General features: G+C 54.3%; 10 protein-coding genes and 2 pseudogenes. 7 read left to right on the top strand and 5 right to left on the bottom strand.

The window, feature by feature from the left end; translation table 11 throughout:
- Positions 1 to 30 precede the first annotated feature (30 nt).
- A complete protein-coding gene (locus ACN1C3_RS28990) occupies positions 31 to 891 on the top strand; it encodes a LysR family transcriptional regulator (RefSeq protein WP_419119145.1) in 861 nt (286 codons plus the stop codon).
- Positions 892 to 1,049: 158 nt separating this feature from the next.
- Here ACN1C3_RS28990 and ACN1C3_RS28985 read toward each other — a convergent pair whose 3' ends face one another.
- Positions 1,050 to 2,132 (bottom strand): NAD(P)H-dependent flavin oxidoreductase, encoded by a 1,083-nt coding sequence (locus tag ACN1C3_RS28985; RefSeq protein ID WP_419119144.1) that lies wholly within the window; start codon positions 2,130 to 2,132, stop codon positions 1,050 to 1,052.
- Positions 2,133 to 2,346: 214 nt separating this feature from the next.
- Here ACN1C3_RS28985 and ACN1C3_RS28980 point away from each other — a divergent pair, with 214 nt between their 5' ends.
- The 3 genes from ACN1C3_RS28980 to ACN1C3_RS28970 all read left to right on the top strand — a co-directional run bounded on the left by ACN1C3_RS28980 (position 2,347) and on the right by ACN1C3_RS28970 (position 7,367).
- Entirely contained in the window at positions 2,347 to 3,399 is a 1,053-nt protein-coding gene (locus ACN1C3_RS28980) for a GlxA family transcriptional regulator (RefSeq protein ID WP_419119143.1), read from the top strand.
- A gap of 249 nt (positions 3,400 to 3,648) precedes the next feature.
- Positions 3,649 to 6,477, top strand: coding sequence for a 2-oxoglutarate dehydrogenase E1 component (locus tag ACN1C3_RS28975; RefSeq protein WP_419119142.1), 2,829 nt, complete (start codon positions 3,649 to 3,651; stop codon positions 6,475 to 6,477).
- Positions 6,478 to 6,599: 122 nt separating this feature from the next.
- Positions 6,600 to 7,367, top strand: coding sequence for a metallophosphoesterase (locus ACN1C3_RS28970; RefSeq protein WP_419119141.1), 768 nt, complete (start codon positions 6,600 to 6,602; stop codon positions 7,365 to 7,367).
- On the opposite strand, the pseudogene ACN1C3_RS28965 reads toward ACN1C3_RS28970, so the two are convergent.
- From ACN1C3_RS28965 to ACN1C3_RS28955, 3 genes and pseudogenes are all read right to left on the bottom strand, one after another.
- Positions 7,333 to 7,833 (bottom strand): annotated as a pseudogene (locus ACN1C3_RS28965) (restriction endonuclease); the annotation flags it as partial. The gene ACN1C3_RS28970 and the pseudogene ACN1C3_RS28965 overlap by 35 nt on opposite strands.
- 38 nt (positions 7,834 to 7,871) lie before the next feature.
- Positions 7,872 to 8,621: a hydroxypyruvate isomerase family protein gene (locus ACN1C3_RS28960; RefSeq protein WP_419119140.1), complete on the bottom strand. Its 750-nt coding sequence runs from the start codon at positions 8,619 to 8,621 to the stop codon at positions 7,872 to 7,874.
- On the bottom strand, positions 8,581 to 9,315 hold the full coding sequence (locus tag ACN1C3_RS28955; protein ID WP_419119139.1) for an aspartate/glutamate racemase family protein: 735 nt from the start codon (positions 9,313 to 9,315) through the stop codon (positions 8,581 to 8,583). The genes ACN1C3_RS28960 and ACN1C3_RS28955 overlap by 41 nt, the downstream gene beginning before the upstream one ends.
- 154 nt (positions 9,316 to 9,469) lie before the next feature.
- On the opposite strand from ACN1C3_RS28955, the gene ACN1C3_RS28950 reads away from it, so the two are divergent.
- Positions 9,470 to 10,372, top strand: coding sequence for a GntR family transcriptional regulator (locus tag ACN1C3_RS28950; RefSeq protein WP_419119138.1), 903 nt, complete (start codon positions 9,470 to 9,472; stop codon positions 10,370 to 10,372).
- A 189-nt stretch (positions 10,373 to 10,561) separates the two neighbouring features.
- On the opposite strand, the gene ACN1C3_RS28945 is transcribed toward ACN1C3_RS28950, so the two are convergent.
- Positions 10,562 to 11,590 carry a LysR substrate-binding domain-containing protein gene (locus ACN1C3_RS28945; RefSeq protein ID WP_419119137.1) on the bottom strand — a complete coding sequence of 343 codons (1,029 nt, stop codon included), beginning with the start codon at positions 11,588 to 11,590 and terminating at the stop codon, positions 10,562 to 10,564.
- 94 nt (positions 11,591 to 11,684) lie between these two features.
- Here ACN1C3_RS28945 and ACN1C3_RS28940 point away from each other — a divergent pair, with 94 nt between their 5' ends.
- Positions 11,685 to 13,226 (top strand): HAL/PAL/TAL family ammonia-lyase, encoded by a 1,542-nt coding sequence (locus ACN1C3_RS28940; protein ID WP_419119136.1) that lies wholly within the window; start codon positions 11,685 to 11,687, stop codon positions 13,224 to 13,226.
- A 553-nt stretch (positions 13,227 to 13,779) separates the two neighbouring features.
- Positions 13,780 to 13,993: pseudogene (locus tag ACN1C3_RS28935) on the top strand (urocanate hydratase); the annotation flags it as partial.

Raw genomic sequence — 13,993 nt, 5'->3', positions numbered from 1 at the left:
TTTTATTAATATTCGTCATGAGTGGACTTAATGGACTTCGACCCAGCTCTATTGCGTGCTTTTGTCGCGATCAAGGAAACCGGTAGTTTCACTCGTGCCGCAGAGCGGCTGCACTTGAGCCAGTCAGCGATCAGTCATCAGATCCGGCGTTTGGAAGAACAGGCAGGTACCACGCTACTGGTGCGCACCACCCGACGTTTGACGCTGACAGAAGATGGCGAAGATTTTCTGCGCCATGCCGAACACGTCCTCAGAGCGCAAGACGCCCTCTCCCGGCGTTTCGAAGCGTCATCGGTATCCGGGGCCGTGCGCTTCGGTGTGCCAGAAAACTTTATCGGCGACGGCCTGCCGCCGTTACTGACTCGGTTCGCCAGACAATTTCCCGCAGTACGTCTGGATGTCACCGTCGGCACTTACCTCGATCTGCGCGCACTGGTCGATGCCGATGGGCTCGATCTGGCCGTGGTCATGGCATTGCCGGGCAGTCAAGCCGGCGGTACCGTGCTGCGCGAAACCCGGTTTGTCTGGGCCGCGGCGCAGAGTTTCGACTTTATCGGCGATTCCCCTTTGCCGCTGGCGTTTGCACCAGCGCCCTGCGTGCACCGCCAGGTGGCCGTAGAGGCATTGGAGAGTTCCACCGTGGATTGGCGGGTCGCCTTTACCTCTCCAAGTCAGCAAGGACTGCGGGCGGCGGTATTGGCGGGGCTTGCCGTCACCGCTCTACCGCTGGGAGATCTAGAGCCCGGTATGGTGGTGATTGACGGTCAACATGGCCTGCCACCGCTGGTGGATGCTGATTTCAGACTGATATGGAGTGTCACTGGAAAGACGCCTGCGGCCAATGCATTTGGGCAGCTGCTGGTGGAGATGTCTGAGTCGCCATCGATCTAGCACAAGCAGTGTCTCGATCTGAGCGACCTGCTCCATTACCTCGCCGACCAATGAACATCCGCTTACTTTCAAACTTAAGCCGTCAGCGTACTTTAAAAATACGCTCCAACGAATAACATCCCCCTCCAGCGATCAGCAAAAAACTGAGTTCCCTCCCCTCATTGATGCAAACAGTATTTCGCAAAAATTTTCGGAGTGTCTCTAACGATTTCGTCCATTAACTCTCGTGCGTTGTCGTGACTAATCAGAGAAACGGATTGCCCTGCTGACAGAGAAACGAAGTCATCGTGGCCTTGTATTAGCGCCGCTCCTAGATTCCCCATGAACCAGGCCTGGATAGGATAGGGCGCAATGTTTGAGCTGCTGTGACTCATCTCGGTAGTCATCCTGTTCGAAATGCTCCTCGCCAAGCGCCCAGTGAAGGCTTTCGTCAGCGTCGTAGATCCCGAATGACTCTCGCGAAGGGCCTTGCGATGGGGGGAACTCGCTGCTGACTCTTTGCAGGCAAGAAACGCAGTACCTATCTGAACGCCGTGAGCCCCCAAGGCAAGGGCTGCCGCCACACCGCGTGCATCAGCTACGCCACCGGCAGCGATAACGGGGATCCCCACGTGGTCCACGACCTGGGGAATCAAGGGAAATATGCCCGTAAGGGATTCTTCAGCCGATCTCAGGAACGACCCTTTATGACCACCGGCTTCGAATCCTGATGCAACAATGCAATCGACGCCTGCATTTTCCAATGCTTTCGCTTCCTGCGCAGTGGTCGCCGTCCCCATCGTCAAAATACCCAATGACTTGCAGGCAGCAATAATGGCGGCAGGAGGAATACCGAAAACAAAACTGAAGACGGGTGGTTTAATTTCGAGCATTGCATCTAGCTGGTCGCCCAGATCAGGGATAAAGCGCTCAGGCGGGGGCGGAACTTCCTTTCCAAGTTCCGCGTAGTACGGACGCAAAAGCTCGCCTGCTTGATGAACGCCTTCGGGGCTTGATCCCGTCTCTTCACCGTTAGACATCCAAAGGTTGATGGCAAACGGTTTACTCGTAGCAATACGAATCTGCCGTGCCACATCAATCATTTGCGCAGGCTCGAGTGACTGCATACCAAAGGACCCTAAGCCTCCAGCATTGGATACAGTACTGACCAGTTCAACGGACGAGGGACCGCCACCAAAGGGACCTTGAATAATGGGAAACCTGATACCCAACAATTTTGTTGCGGGCGTGTCGTACCACATCGGCATTAACTCCGTTTATCGGCGTATTCACAGTTGGGACTAGCGTAGGGGCAAATCGAGACACGCCGATTTTTTGCGCATTCACTTTAGAGCCAATGAATAGCGATTTCTGGCCATTTCCGAACGAGATGGTCTGAAGACCTTGAGATCTCTCGGAGCCATCAGCAGGATATGGGGCGTACCATTCAACAGACGGCCGATCAGGATGGTTCAGATGAAACTTGCGCTGGTTGTTTTTGATGGTGTCCAGGCGCTGGATGTAGCAGGTCCACTCGATGTTTTTGCGGAAGCGAATTCGTTCCTGCCAGAAGGTCAGCGTTATGACGTCTCAATGGTAGGGGTTCGGCCAGGAAATGTACGGTGCTCGAACGGGATGGAGATTGCCGTTCCCTATAATTATCAAAACTATCCGGGCAATTGCGACCTTCTTCTCGTGGCCGGAGGCCCCAGAATGCCGGACGCACGGCCAGAGGAAGGCTTTCTGGATTGGCTTCGGCGTCAGGCGGATGGATCTCGACGATTTGGATCGGTGTGCAATGGAGCATTTCTATTAGGTCATGCCGGCTTGCTTGATGGACGCGAAGTGACCGCACACTGGAATGATGTTCAGCGCCTTGAAGATCAATTCCCTCTTACCTTGATCCGGCCTGACAAAATCTTTGTACGCGATGGAGATCTTTTCACCTCTGCTGGCGTATCCGCAGGCATTGATTTGTGCCTGTCGTTGGTCGCCGAAGACTGGGGTAATGAACTTGCAGTAACCGTCGCAAAACGCCTGGTTGTGTACATCCACAGAGAGGGCGGACAGTCACAATCGAGCCCATTCCTGGCCTTGCGCCCCGAAGAGGACTCTATCGTCACTACGGTGATGCGCTATGTGACAGATCACATCGGTGAAGCGTTCTCGATGGAGCAACTGGCGGATGCCGTATCGGTGAGTCGTCGTACTTTTTCGAGAATTTTTTCCAAGTACGCGGCTGTTACGCCTGCAGTTTTCGTCGAACAGGTGCGGGTTGACCACGCTCGAAAAATGCTTGAAGACACGGATGACCCACTAAAAACGATTGCATTCAACTGCGGCTTTCATAATTCAACACATATGCGCATGATTTTTTCACGACGGTTGAATACCACACCGAAAGAATACCGGAGCAACTTCAGAAGTACCGAGAAAAGCGCAAAAACAATAAACAAGGAAGCCTCGCAGGCGATCAACCACACCACGAAAAAATCGAAGCAGCATAGAGTAGGAATCGCTAGCGGATAATCACCCATCTGGCGGTGCCCGATACGCAACGATGGCACCGCCCCTCGTTCACATCAAGTTTATAAAGCATTGCTTTTAGGCCAGATTCAATTGTTTTTGAGTCAAACGCGAACAGGTCTTGCTCGGGCGAATGCTTGGCCGAAAATCGACGTGTATTGGCCTTGAACAGCAACACCTACTACCTGTCTGAAGTTACTTTTTCGTTAGCATCGCTCTAACTAATCCAGGGCAGAGAAACGAGGAGTCACGATGCAAAGCCAAAAAACTTCAGTCTTACATGGTGGCAACGCCGCCTATGTCGAAGAGTTATATGAGCAGTTTCTCGTTGACTCCTTGGCCGTTTCAGATCAATGGCGCACCTATTTTGAATCACTTCGGCTGCCCCTCCCAGAGGGTGGGCTTCAGATAGATGACATCGCGCATTCGCCGATAGTTGAGCAATTTGTACAGTTTGCGCGACGTGCCGGGCGCAAGGCTTTGTCGGTCGCTGCGCCAGACCTGGAAACTGCTCGCAGACAGTTGGCAGCTCAATCATTAATCGCAGCCTTTCGAATGGTCGGCGCACGTCGTGCCGACCTTGATCCTCTGCGATGGGCTCCATTACCTCCCATGCCGGAGCTGTCGCCGGTGTTTCACGGACTGGAAAGCGCCGACTTAGCAAAAAAAATCGAGCTACCTGGCAATCAATTCTGGAAAGGCGAAGCGTCTGTCGCTGATCTGGTATCCGCATTAGAGGCAACGTACTGCGCAACGTTAGGCACAGAGTTCACGTACCTGAGCGACCCGTTGCAACGCGATTGGTGGCAGAACCGTCTTGAGTCCACACGATCAAAACCGACGCTCGGCCCCGAGAAAAAACTTCGAATTCTTGAGCGCCTTTCGGCGGCGGAAGGGTTCGAGAAATATCTACATATCCGGTACACCGGTCAAAAGCGATTTTCACTGGAAGGCGGCGAATCCTTGATCGTCCTTCTTGACGAGCTCATCAGCCATGGTGCAAAAAATGGTGTCCGTAATGTCGTAATGGGCATGGCTCACCGTGGTCGTTTAAATGTTCTGGTCAACACGGTTGGCAAGCCACCGGCTTATCTGTTCGATGAGTTTGATAACAAAGCTGCGAATGTTCTGCCGGCGGGCGATGTGAAGTACCACAAGGGGTTCACGGGGAACATAGAGACGCAAAACGGTCCTGTGAAAGTCGCCTTGGCCTTCAACCCTTCTCACCTGGAAATCGTTAACCCGGTTGTTCAAGGAATGGCTCGTGCCCAAAGCGAGCAGTACGAAGCCTCTGAGCGTGGCGCCGTGCTGCCGGTGGAGATCCATGGCGATGTGGCGATTTCCGGACAGGGTATCGTCATGGAAACCCTGAGCCTGAGTTACACCAAGGGGTATGGCACCGGCGGTACCGTACACATTGTGGTGAACAATCAGATTGGCTTTACCACGTCTGATCCACAGGAAACCAGGTCTTCATTTTTCTGCACCGACATTGCAAAATTGATTGAGGCGCCGGTCTTGCACGTGAACGGGGATGATCCTGAGGCCGTTGTCAATGCAGTACAGGTCGCACTCGATTTCCGCAAAGAATTTGGCAAAAGCGTAGTCATCGACCTGGTCTGCTTCAGGCGCCACGGCCATCAGGAACAAGACACACCGAACATCACTCAGCCGCTGATGTACCGATCGATCGGTGCCCATCCGGGCATACGTCAAATCTATGCAAATAAACTGGTCGCTTCGGGGCTGGTCACTGACGAGCAGGTTTTGTCCATCGCGCAGGCTTACCGCGACGGTCTAGAAAGTTCTCAGTCTGACGCTATAAATGAAAGTACGGAAAATACCTCCATGGCCGTAGAGACGGCTCAACACTTCTCGCAATGCCCGAAAACCAGCGTTTACTCAGCGCCGCCACTGGAGCAAGTCAAAGCGCTAGCTGCTCGTATCTCAGAACTTCCCGCGGATTTCAAATTGCACCCTCTTGTCTCCAAGGTCATCAATGGCCGGCGCGAGATGGCAATAGGTTCAAAACCGTTAGATTGGGGCATGGGTGAACACCTTGCTTTCGCATCAGTGTTGTCTGCTGGTGTCGATGTGAGGCTGAGTGGGGAGGATTGCGAGCGAGGTACTTTTAGCCATCGGCACGCCGTTTTAAATCCGCAGAATCGTGAAGTACGTGGACAGGGTAAATATCGGCCTTTGGATCATGTGGCCCCAGGGCAGCAGGGTAATTTCACGGTCATCAACTCGGTTTTATCCGAAGCCGCGGTCTTGGCCTTTGAATACGGTTACACCATTGCTCGTCCTGACGCATTTGTTCTGTGGGAAGCTCAATTCGGAGATTTTGCCAACGGCGCGCAGGTAGTTACCGACCAATTTATTGCCGCTGGCGCTGCCAAATGGGGCCAGCACAGTGCATTGACCCTGTTGCTGCCTCACGGGCAAGAAGGTCAGGGGCCGGAACACGCGTCAGCCAGACTGGAGCGATACCTGCAATTATGTGCGCAAGACAACATGCGAGTTTGTCAGCCTACGACGCCGGTTCAGTTCTTCCATTTGCTGCGACGTCAGGCTTTGCATTCCGTACCCAGGCCGTTGATTGTGATGACTCCGAAATCCTTGTTGAGGCATCCAGATGCTGTGAGCGAGCTGGAGGAGTTCACCAAGGGATCTTTTCAGGAGGTTATGGGTGAGCGGTTTACCACTGCTGCGCAAGATCAAAAGGTGACCCGTGTGATCGCCTGCTCGGGAAAAATCTACTATGACCTGTTGGCACACCGCCGCGCTGTCAATGCTGAACATATCGCTTTGGTTCGCCTGGAGCAGCTCTTTCCTTTTCCTTGCGAGGCGTTGGCTAATGAACTCGGTCGTTATAAAAATTTGAAATCGATGGTCTGGTGCCAGGAGGAATCCCGTAATCAAGGTGCCTGGAAATTCGTCGATGATTATCTGCGTGACATTACCCCGGAGTCGGCCTCGCTTCGTTATGCGGGACCACCACCAGGCGCATCCACGGCACCAGGCAATATGACGATGCACGTTGAGCAACAACGCCTGGTCATTCAAAGCGCGTTTTCTTAGGGAGCGACTTGCTCCCTCTCGTCGCCATTCTGCTATCGAGAGGGAGTCGCCAAGCTTGTCGCAAGAGGTGATCAACGCGTAAGTTGAAAGGGCTGCCATGTAAAACCGATAGGAGTTGATCAATGCGCATCGCCCTGCTGTCCGACATCCACTTGTCCGTCAACGCATTACCTTTTCCCGATGTGGATGCCGATATTGTAGTGCTCGCCGGAGACATCTCCCGACCGGCAGCGGCCATTGAGTGGGCCAAATCCTGCCCTGCTCCGGTCGTATACGTGGCAGGCAATCACGAGTTTTATGGCAGTGACCTGATCTCTACTTACGAGCACTTGAACAGGTTGTCGCAAGGCACACAGATCCACGTATTGGAACGTTCGGAGTATGTCCACAACGGCGTGCGGTTTTTGGGTTGCACCCTGTGGTCTGACTATCGTCTTTTCGATTCCGCAGAGGACCGGGCACAGGGCATTGATCTGGCGACGAAGCTCATCCGGGACTTCACCCACATAAAAATCTCGCCCGATTTTGAAGACCTGTTCAGTCCCGCAATTTCCCAACTGGTTTTTTTACAGACAGTCGCCTGGCTGGAAGACTGCTTCACCAACAACAGAACCATTCCCACCGTGGTGGTTTCCCATTTCGCACCAACACGGTTGAGCATCAGCCCGCTTTTTGCGAGTTCGCCGATTAACTCGAGTTTTGTTTCAGACCTCGAAGACCGGATCAAAGACTGGCAGCCGGCACTTTGGCTACATGGCCATACCCATGGGAGCTTTGACTACCAGGTGGGCAATACCCGCGTCATTTGCAACGCCCGGGGCTATGCAAAAGATGGCATTAATGAAAATCCTGAATTTAATGGCTCATACGTGATTGACCTGGATATCTGAGGCAACACGACGCGGTCACATCCGCTTGACCGCTTGCGGCGAGTGCCCTGTGGACGAAGCCTTCGGCCTTCTTGCGCTCAACGAAAGCCCTCACATAGGCCGCACCCGCTTCACACTGGAGAGGCACGGCCATCGCCTGGCGAATGGCGGTGAACGCGCCCTCCAGCACCCGATAACGGGAGTCAGCCGCGGCCACCTTCTCCAGCGGCTGACGCACACCCGCCGCGGCGTCCAAGCCTTTGTCGAAGAACAGGTCCACCGCTGCCGCTGACGTTTCGGCCCGTTCCAACTGGGCGCTTTTCAAGGTGCGCGTCAGGAACAGGTCATAGGCGGCGCCCTTGCCGACAGCGAGCCGCAAGCCTGGCTGATCGAGATCAGCGACTTCACGATAAGGCGCGTCAGCTGCTACCAGGTAAGTGCCCTCGATGATCACATAAGGCTCGCTGAAGGCGATCTGTTCTTCGCGATGGGTGTAGCCCGAGTGTCGTTCGCAGGTCGCAAGCACTAGGCATTTAGGTGTTTAATCCAGTCGAGGCTCGCAACGGTAGAGCCGGAAGGACGGTACTCACAACCGATCCATCCTGAGTAGCCACGCCGCTCCAGCTCCGCGAACAAGGCAGCAAAGTTGATGCTCCCCGTTCCCGGCTCGTGACGACCCGGGCAGTCGGCAATTTGCACATGGACGGTTCTGTCATAAAACCGGGCCAGAACATCTGCTGCGTCTCCCGTCAGAAGCTGGGCATGGTAAAGATCGAGAATCAGCCCGACACTCGGGAAGGTCTCCAGCACCTGTTGCGCCTTGCTGAAGTCAGACATGAAATAGCCCGGCACTTCCTGAGAACTGATCACTTCGATAAGAGGCCGCAAGCCCTGATCTTCGAAGTACTTGACTGCATACTCCAAATTGTCGCCGAAGATGACCGGTGCCTCTTCCTGCGTCGTCACTCCAGACATGATGTGGACATCCGAACACGCCAGCGCCTTTGCATAGCTGGCGGCCTGGACCAAGCCAGCACGAAACTCTTCTTCCTTGCCTTCCAGGGCAGCAATGCCTTTGGTAACACCGGCCGGTGCGGCGAACTGAATCAACGGCAAACTGTATTGAGCCAGGTGATCGGCCAGGAGACTCGCGTCGAACTCATAGGGAGACGGAAACTCCACCGCCTGAAAACCAGCTGCGGCGGCGGCTTCGATGCGTTGCAGAAAAGGCAATTCATTGAATTGAAAACCGAGATGAGCATTGAACTTGAGCATTGGGTAAACCTCCATCCTGGGAAGAAACGTAATCATCAGCCTGGAGCATCCTTCGTAGCTCCAGCACAGCACTATCGGGAGTGGTCAATACAGGCAGACCAGAGCGAGCCTGTGCTTGCCCTGCGGCGCTCGTCATCGAAAACTGGGCGAAACAGATCAGATCGCAGGCCCCGACCTGACTGGCCATTTCCGCGATGGCGGTATCGTGACTTTCTTTGTTCCCTTCACTCAGTGCCTGCATTGCACCCGGGACAAAATAAGGCACCACCTCCAGCGCTCGACCACTACGCTCAGTCACTTGCTTGAACTCAGCCATTATCGAGGTGATGGTAGGTTCGAACGTCGCCAGCACGGCAACACGCGATGCTTGCGTTAGCGCCAGGTTGATCATGGCTTCGTTCGGCTTGAGTACTGGAATGGCAATGTCAGGCTTGCATAGGTCGATGGCATCACCGAAAGCCGAGCAAGTAAAAAGAATGGCGTCCGCTGCGCTTTGTACTGCGTAGTGGGAAAGCGTCAGAAAGCGCGCCTTCATACTCGTGGTTAATCCGCCCTCCTCCACTCGGTCTCGGGACAACGAGTCTTCGAGCAGATTGACGATCTGTGCCTGGGGCCATAGCCGGGCAAAGGCCGCCGTGATGGGATCGATCGCCAGTGCGGTCGCGTGGATCAGAAAAATGCGTGGAGCCTTCATGCTCATGTGCCTCGACAAGGTTATTCGACAAGTCCAACAGCGCTCTTTGTGCAGATACCCGCATCCTCTTCGTATGGTATTTTCCAACTCCAGTCCGATGGGGGCATTTGCCCCAACGGGAACGGACTGAAGCTAACCATTCGAGATAGAGCCTGTGATCAAGAAAGACCTCGCCTTGCAGTTGGCCCCACGCGTCATCGACATGGTTCGCGCCCGGTCGATGAAAGCCGGTGAGCCGTTGCGCGAGCAGACGTTCGCCCAAGCGCTTGGTGTTTCGCGTTCGCCTATTCGGCGAGTGTTTGCCTTGCTCGCCGAGTGGGACCTGGCCATTCAGGAGCCCAATCGTGGCTACTTTCTGAAACAGGGCGCAGGGCAGATTCAGGAAACAACATTCCCTCTCGCCAGTGATCCTTTCGAAGACTTTTACCTTCGCGTAGTCGACGACATTCTTGGCGGCGAAATACCTGCCCACTTTTTCGAAGCGCAGCTGTTGCGCCGTTACGAAGTGCCTCGTGGACAATTGCTCAAGGTATTGAACAGGCTGGCCAGCGAAGCCATGGTGGAGCGCAAGCCAGGGCAAGGATGGAGTCTCAAAGACTTCGTGCATAACGCCCAGACATACATCCAAAGCTACCGTTTCCGTATGGCCATTGAGCCGGCCGCTCTGCTTGAGCCCGGTTATCAGATCAATCACGCCGCGTTTGCCAGGGCCAGGCAGCAACAGCAGGCCATGCTCGATGGGGATATCTACACCTTGTCCCGTGCCCAACTGTTCCAAGTGGGCGCCCAGTTTCACGAACTGATCGTGCAGTGCTCCGCAAATGTCTTTTTCATCGACGCCATCCGCCAGCAAAATCAACTCAGGCGTTTCATGGGCTACAAAGCCAACGTCGATCGCACTCGTCTTATGGCGCAATGCCAGGAACACATCCATTTGCTCGACCTCATCGAATCTGATCGGCGTGAAGAAGCCGCGCAATTTCTCTGGAGGCATCTGGACGAAGTGGGCCGACTCAAGACTCATCAGGACGTCATGCCAGAAGATGATGGGAAATAGAGCGCACCACTGACACCCTGTTACCGATCGACACTTCGTCAGAGTGCTCTCCAATAATGTGCCAATCAGCTTAGCACAATTGTTTCCTATCAATACAAGATACAAAAATAGCCAATCCGCACGATAAAGCCCTCGGGAGTGGTTCGTGCCTACGACGCGGTTACTGGCAAACAACTCTTTGGTTGCGAATCACTTCTTGCTGGCGGGCTGCGCAGCTATCAAGGAGTCAGTAATGTCCTCTTGTGCTCTCCCTCGGCCAATCAGCCAGCGTTGAAATGCCCGACATTGCGCTTTCTGCAGAGTGTTAGGGTGCCAACTCAGGTAATACGGCGAGGGAAGAGGCATGGCTCGCTGCCAAGGAATGATCAAGCGCCCTTCATCGATGTCACGGGCAATCATCGAAAACTGCGCCAGCACTATTCCCTGGTGATCGATGGCGGCTTGAATAGCCATGCTGGACGAAGAAAAACTACGACGTATGGCAATCGTCTGCTCGACGGCAGCGCCTTCCAGCTCAAACCATTCGGCCCATGAGGGGGGTGAGTCAAATTTCGGTCGCGAATCGATACGGATAAGTGGGTATTGGAGCAGGTCACCGGCATGCTCCACATTGCCTGGATGGCCTAAAAGCGTCGGTGAGCATGCCGGCACCACACAATCGCGGAACAGTACAACGCTATGCCCTGCATCTTGGCCAGGGTCGCCATAGCCGATACGAAAATCTGCGTTTTCCTCCTCCGACGTATCCGCCAGCGTGCTGTCCAGATAAATGTCGAGATCACCATTCTCATGCTGCCAATCGTAGGTGAGAGGCGCCAGCCACTTGGTCATGAGAGAAGGCAGGCCACTGACATACAAATTGTTGGGGTTTTTCGACCGCTCTACTTCGGAAACGGCGGCTCTCAATTCTTCAAATGCTATAGAACACCGCGCATGAAAACGCTGGCCAATGGCGTTCAGCCGCAAGCGCTGTCCCTCCTTGACCGTCAAGCTCATGCCCAGCGCCTCATCAAGCAACTTCATCTGCTGACTCACCGCGCCCACGGAGATATTCAATCGCTTTGCGGCTTGGGATATACCGCCGCAGTGACCGACGGTTTCAAATATTTGGAGGGCTCGTAAGGGCGGTAAGCGGTTCATGGCGATGCAAAGCTCTCGAAGGCGTTTTAAGTTTAGAAATTCTATTAAAATTGACAGAAATTGCCATATTTTCTTCATATCGGAATCGCTTTAGCCTTCTCCCACGCTCAATCGAGCGACGGCCTGGCCGGTCCAGCCCCCCCTCAATCATTTCGTTTCTCGGGAGTTCGCAATGAAAGTTCATCCTCAGCAGATCACTCAGGTCATCCTCGGCGATAGAGAGCCCTCCATCGAAGAGTTCGTCGCGGTAGCCCGTTATTCGGCCAAGGTGTCGTTTTCCGAGACCTACAAGAACCGTGTGAAAAAGTCCCGTGGTTTGGTCGAGCGTTTTCTCGATGAGAATCGCTTGGTCTATGGTGTGACCACTGGGTTCGGCGATAACGTTCGGCATGTGATTTCGCCGCAGAATGCCAAGGAGCTTCAGGTCAACATCGTGCGCTCCCACGCCGTTGCAGTGGGCGAGCCGCTCAAGCGTGAACAGGTTCGTGCTATCCAGTTGATGATTCTGATCAGCCTTGGCAAAGGATTTTCGGGGGTGCGCTTGGAATTGTTGGAGCTGATTGCCGGCCTGCTCAACAACGAAGTCGTGCCGTTTGCGCCAGGCGAGGGTTCGGTGGGCTATCTGGCCGTCGAGGGGCACCTGGCCTTGGTCCTGCTGGGCGAAGGCAAAGCCAGGGTCAATGGCGGCGAATGGGTGGATGGCGCCACCGCACTGGAACAGGTCGGCCTGCAACCGACGGACCTGCAGTGCAAGGAAGGGTTGGCCATGCTCAATGGCACCACGTCAGTGACCGCCATCGCTATTCTGGCGCTCTACAACGCCATGCAGACAGCCTCGCTGGCCGATGTCGCCGCAGCCCTTTCGCTGGAAGCGTTAAAGGGTACGATTCGCGCATTCGACCCTCGCTACCACTCTATCAAGGCGCACAAAGAGCAGGCGCAAACCGCCAGGGATATAAAGGCGATGCTGCACGATAGCCAACTGATCGCCGAAAATATTGATTACCGGCTTCAAGACGCCTATAGCCTGCGTGCCATCCCCCAGGTGCATGGCGCTTCGAAAAGATTCATCGATCACGCCCGGGAAAATATCGAGAACGAAATTCACTCCTCGGGCGACAACCCGATCATCTACCCGCTTGAGGACGGCGACGGCATTGCCATTTCAGGCGCCAACTTCGACGGCACCTACATCGGCATGTCAGCGGATTCGTTGTGCGTGGCGCTGGCCAACCTGGCGAAGATTTCCGAGCGCCGTATCGACCGCATGGTCAACTCGCACTTCAGTGAAATGCCGGCCTTTCTGGTGCGCAACCCGGGCCTTAACAGCGGGTACATGATCCTTCAATACACGGCGGCTGGCCTGTATGCGGAAATGAAGACTCTATCATTCCCCTCCTCTGTCGACAGCTTCTCGACCTGCGGCAACCAGGAGGATCTGGTCAGCCTCGCTTACAACGCCGTCATCAAGGCTTACAAGGTTTCCGAAAAACTGGAGTCGGTGCTTGCGATTGAATTGCTGGTGGGTTGTCAGGCTTTGGACTTCCATGATGTACACAAGGCCTCTAGCGTCACTAAGGCGGTTTATGATCTGGTACGTAGTCGAGTACCGGTCGCCGACAATGACCGTGCCTTCTATTCGGATATGGTAAGTGTCACCGAACAGGTACGTAGCGGTGAAGTTCTTACCACGGTGCTGAAAAACCTGAAGTAAATTTGTTGTACTTCAAGGCTGTCCTTTGGCTGTCTAGGTTTCGCTGCATCTCGACGACCGAAGGATTGCCTTGGGGCAGAGCCTGGATCCGTATCACCGTTTTCGGAAGCATGCGGGGGGCACGTCCTCAGCGTGGTCATCGATCAGCAAGTCTGGGAAATCTAGTCTGAAAGAGCCGATTTCGGCCCTGGTTTGAAGCCGTTTCCAAAGCGCACCAACATCTCTCAAAATGTTACCGAACGCCCCAGCGTGGCGCAATTCCACGCTAAAAATAACAGTCGTCACATCTTCGAAAAGCCTCTCAAAAGAAATCGCCTCCCGCCAAACCCTTGTCCCAAAGCCGTTCAAGCCGAATCCTAAGCTTTATTGAACGGCGATCCAACAAGTTGGCCGCTTGATTGCATACTCTTGTATGTACAAGTAAAGATGTGTGCATAAGAGTCGCTAAAACCTCTTCGCACCTTCAACTATTCCGCTTGTAGCGCAGCCCCTGCGCGCAGGCTTGCTCTCCCGCTGCCGGGCTGGTTTGGATTGATCGCTGAGGAGTTTTTTCGTGACCGAGAATAAAACTACGAAATACCGTGATGTTGAAATTCGCGCCGCCCGTGGTAACAAACTGACCGCCAAGAGCTGGCTGACTGAAGCGCCGCTGCGGATGCTGATGAACAACCTCGACCCGCAAGTCGCCGAGAACCCTAAAGAACTGGTGGTTTACGGTGGCATCGGTCGCGCTGCACGTAACTGGGAATGCTACGACAAGATCGTCG

It is taken from the genome of Pseudomonas sp. H11T01, assembly GCF_048515765.1.
Classification (GTDB): Bacteria; Pseudomonadota; Gammaproteobacteria; order Pseudomonadales; family Pseudomonadaceae; genus Aquipseudomonas.
This window is presented reverse-complemented; position numbering and strand designations above follow the sequence as displayed.

Excerpts from the sequence above, each read along its gene's own strand:
- ACN1C3_RS28990 (WP_419119145.1), top strand. The coding sequence starts at position 31 with ATGGACTTCGACCCAGCTCTATTGCGTGCTTTTGTCGCGATCAAGGAA.
- ACN1C3_RS28985 (WP_419119144.1), bottom strand. The coding sequence starts at position 2,132 with ATGTGGTACGACACGCCCGCAACAAAATTGTTGGGTATCAGGTTTCCC.
- ACN1C3_RS28980 (WP_419119143.1), top strand. The coding sequence starts at position 2,347 with ATGAAACTTGCGCTGGTTGTTTTTGATGGTGTCCAGGCGCTGGATGTA.
- ACN1C3_RS28975 (WP_419119142.1), top strand. The coding sequence starts at position 3,649 with ATGCAAAGCCAAAAAACTTCAGTCTTACATGGTGGCAACGCCGCCTAT.
- ACN1C3_RS28970 (WP_419119141.1), top strand. The coding sequence starts at position 6,600 with ATGCGCATCGCCCTGCTGTCCGACATCCACTTGTCCGTCAACGCATTA.
- ACN1C3_RS28960 (WP_419119140.1), bottom strand. The coding sequence starts at position 8,621 with ATGCTCAAGTTCAATGCTCATCTCGGTTTTCAATTCAATGAATTGCCT.
- ACN1C3_RS28955 (WP_419119139.1), bottom strand. The coding sequence starts at position 9,315 with ATGAAGGCTCCACGCATTTTTCTGATCCACGCGACCGCACTGGCGATC.
- ACN1C3_RS28945 (WP_419119137.1), bottom strand. The coding sequence starts at position 11,590 with ATGAAGAAAATATGGCAATTTCTGTCAATTTTAATAGAATTTCTAAAC.
- ACN1C3_RS28940 (WP_419119136.1), top strand. The coding sequence starts at position 11,685 with ATGAAAGTTCATCCTCAGCAGATCACTCAGGTCATCCTCGGCGATAGA.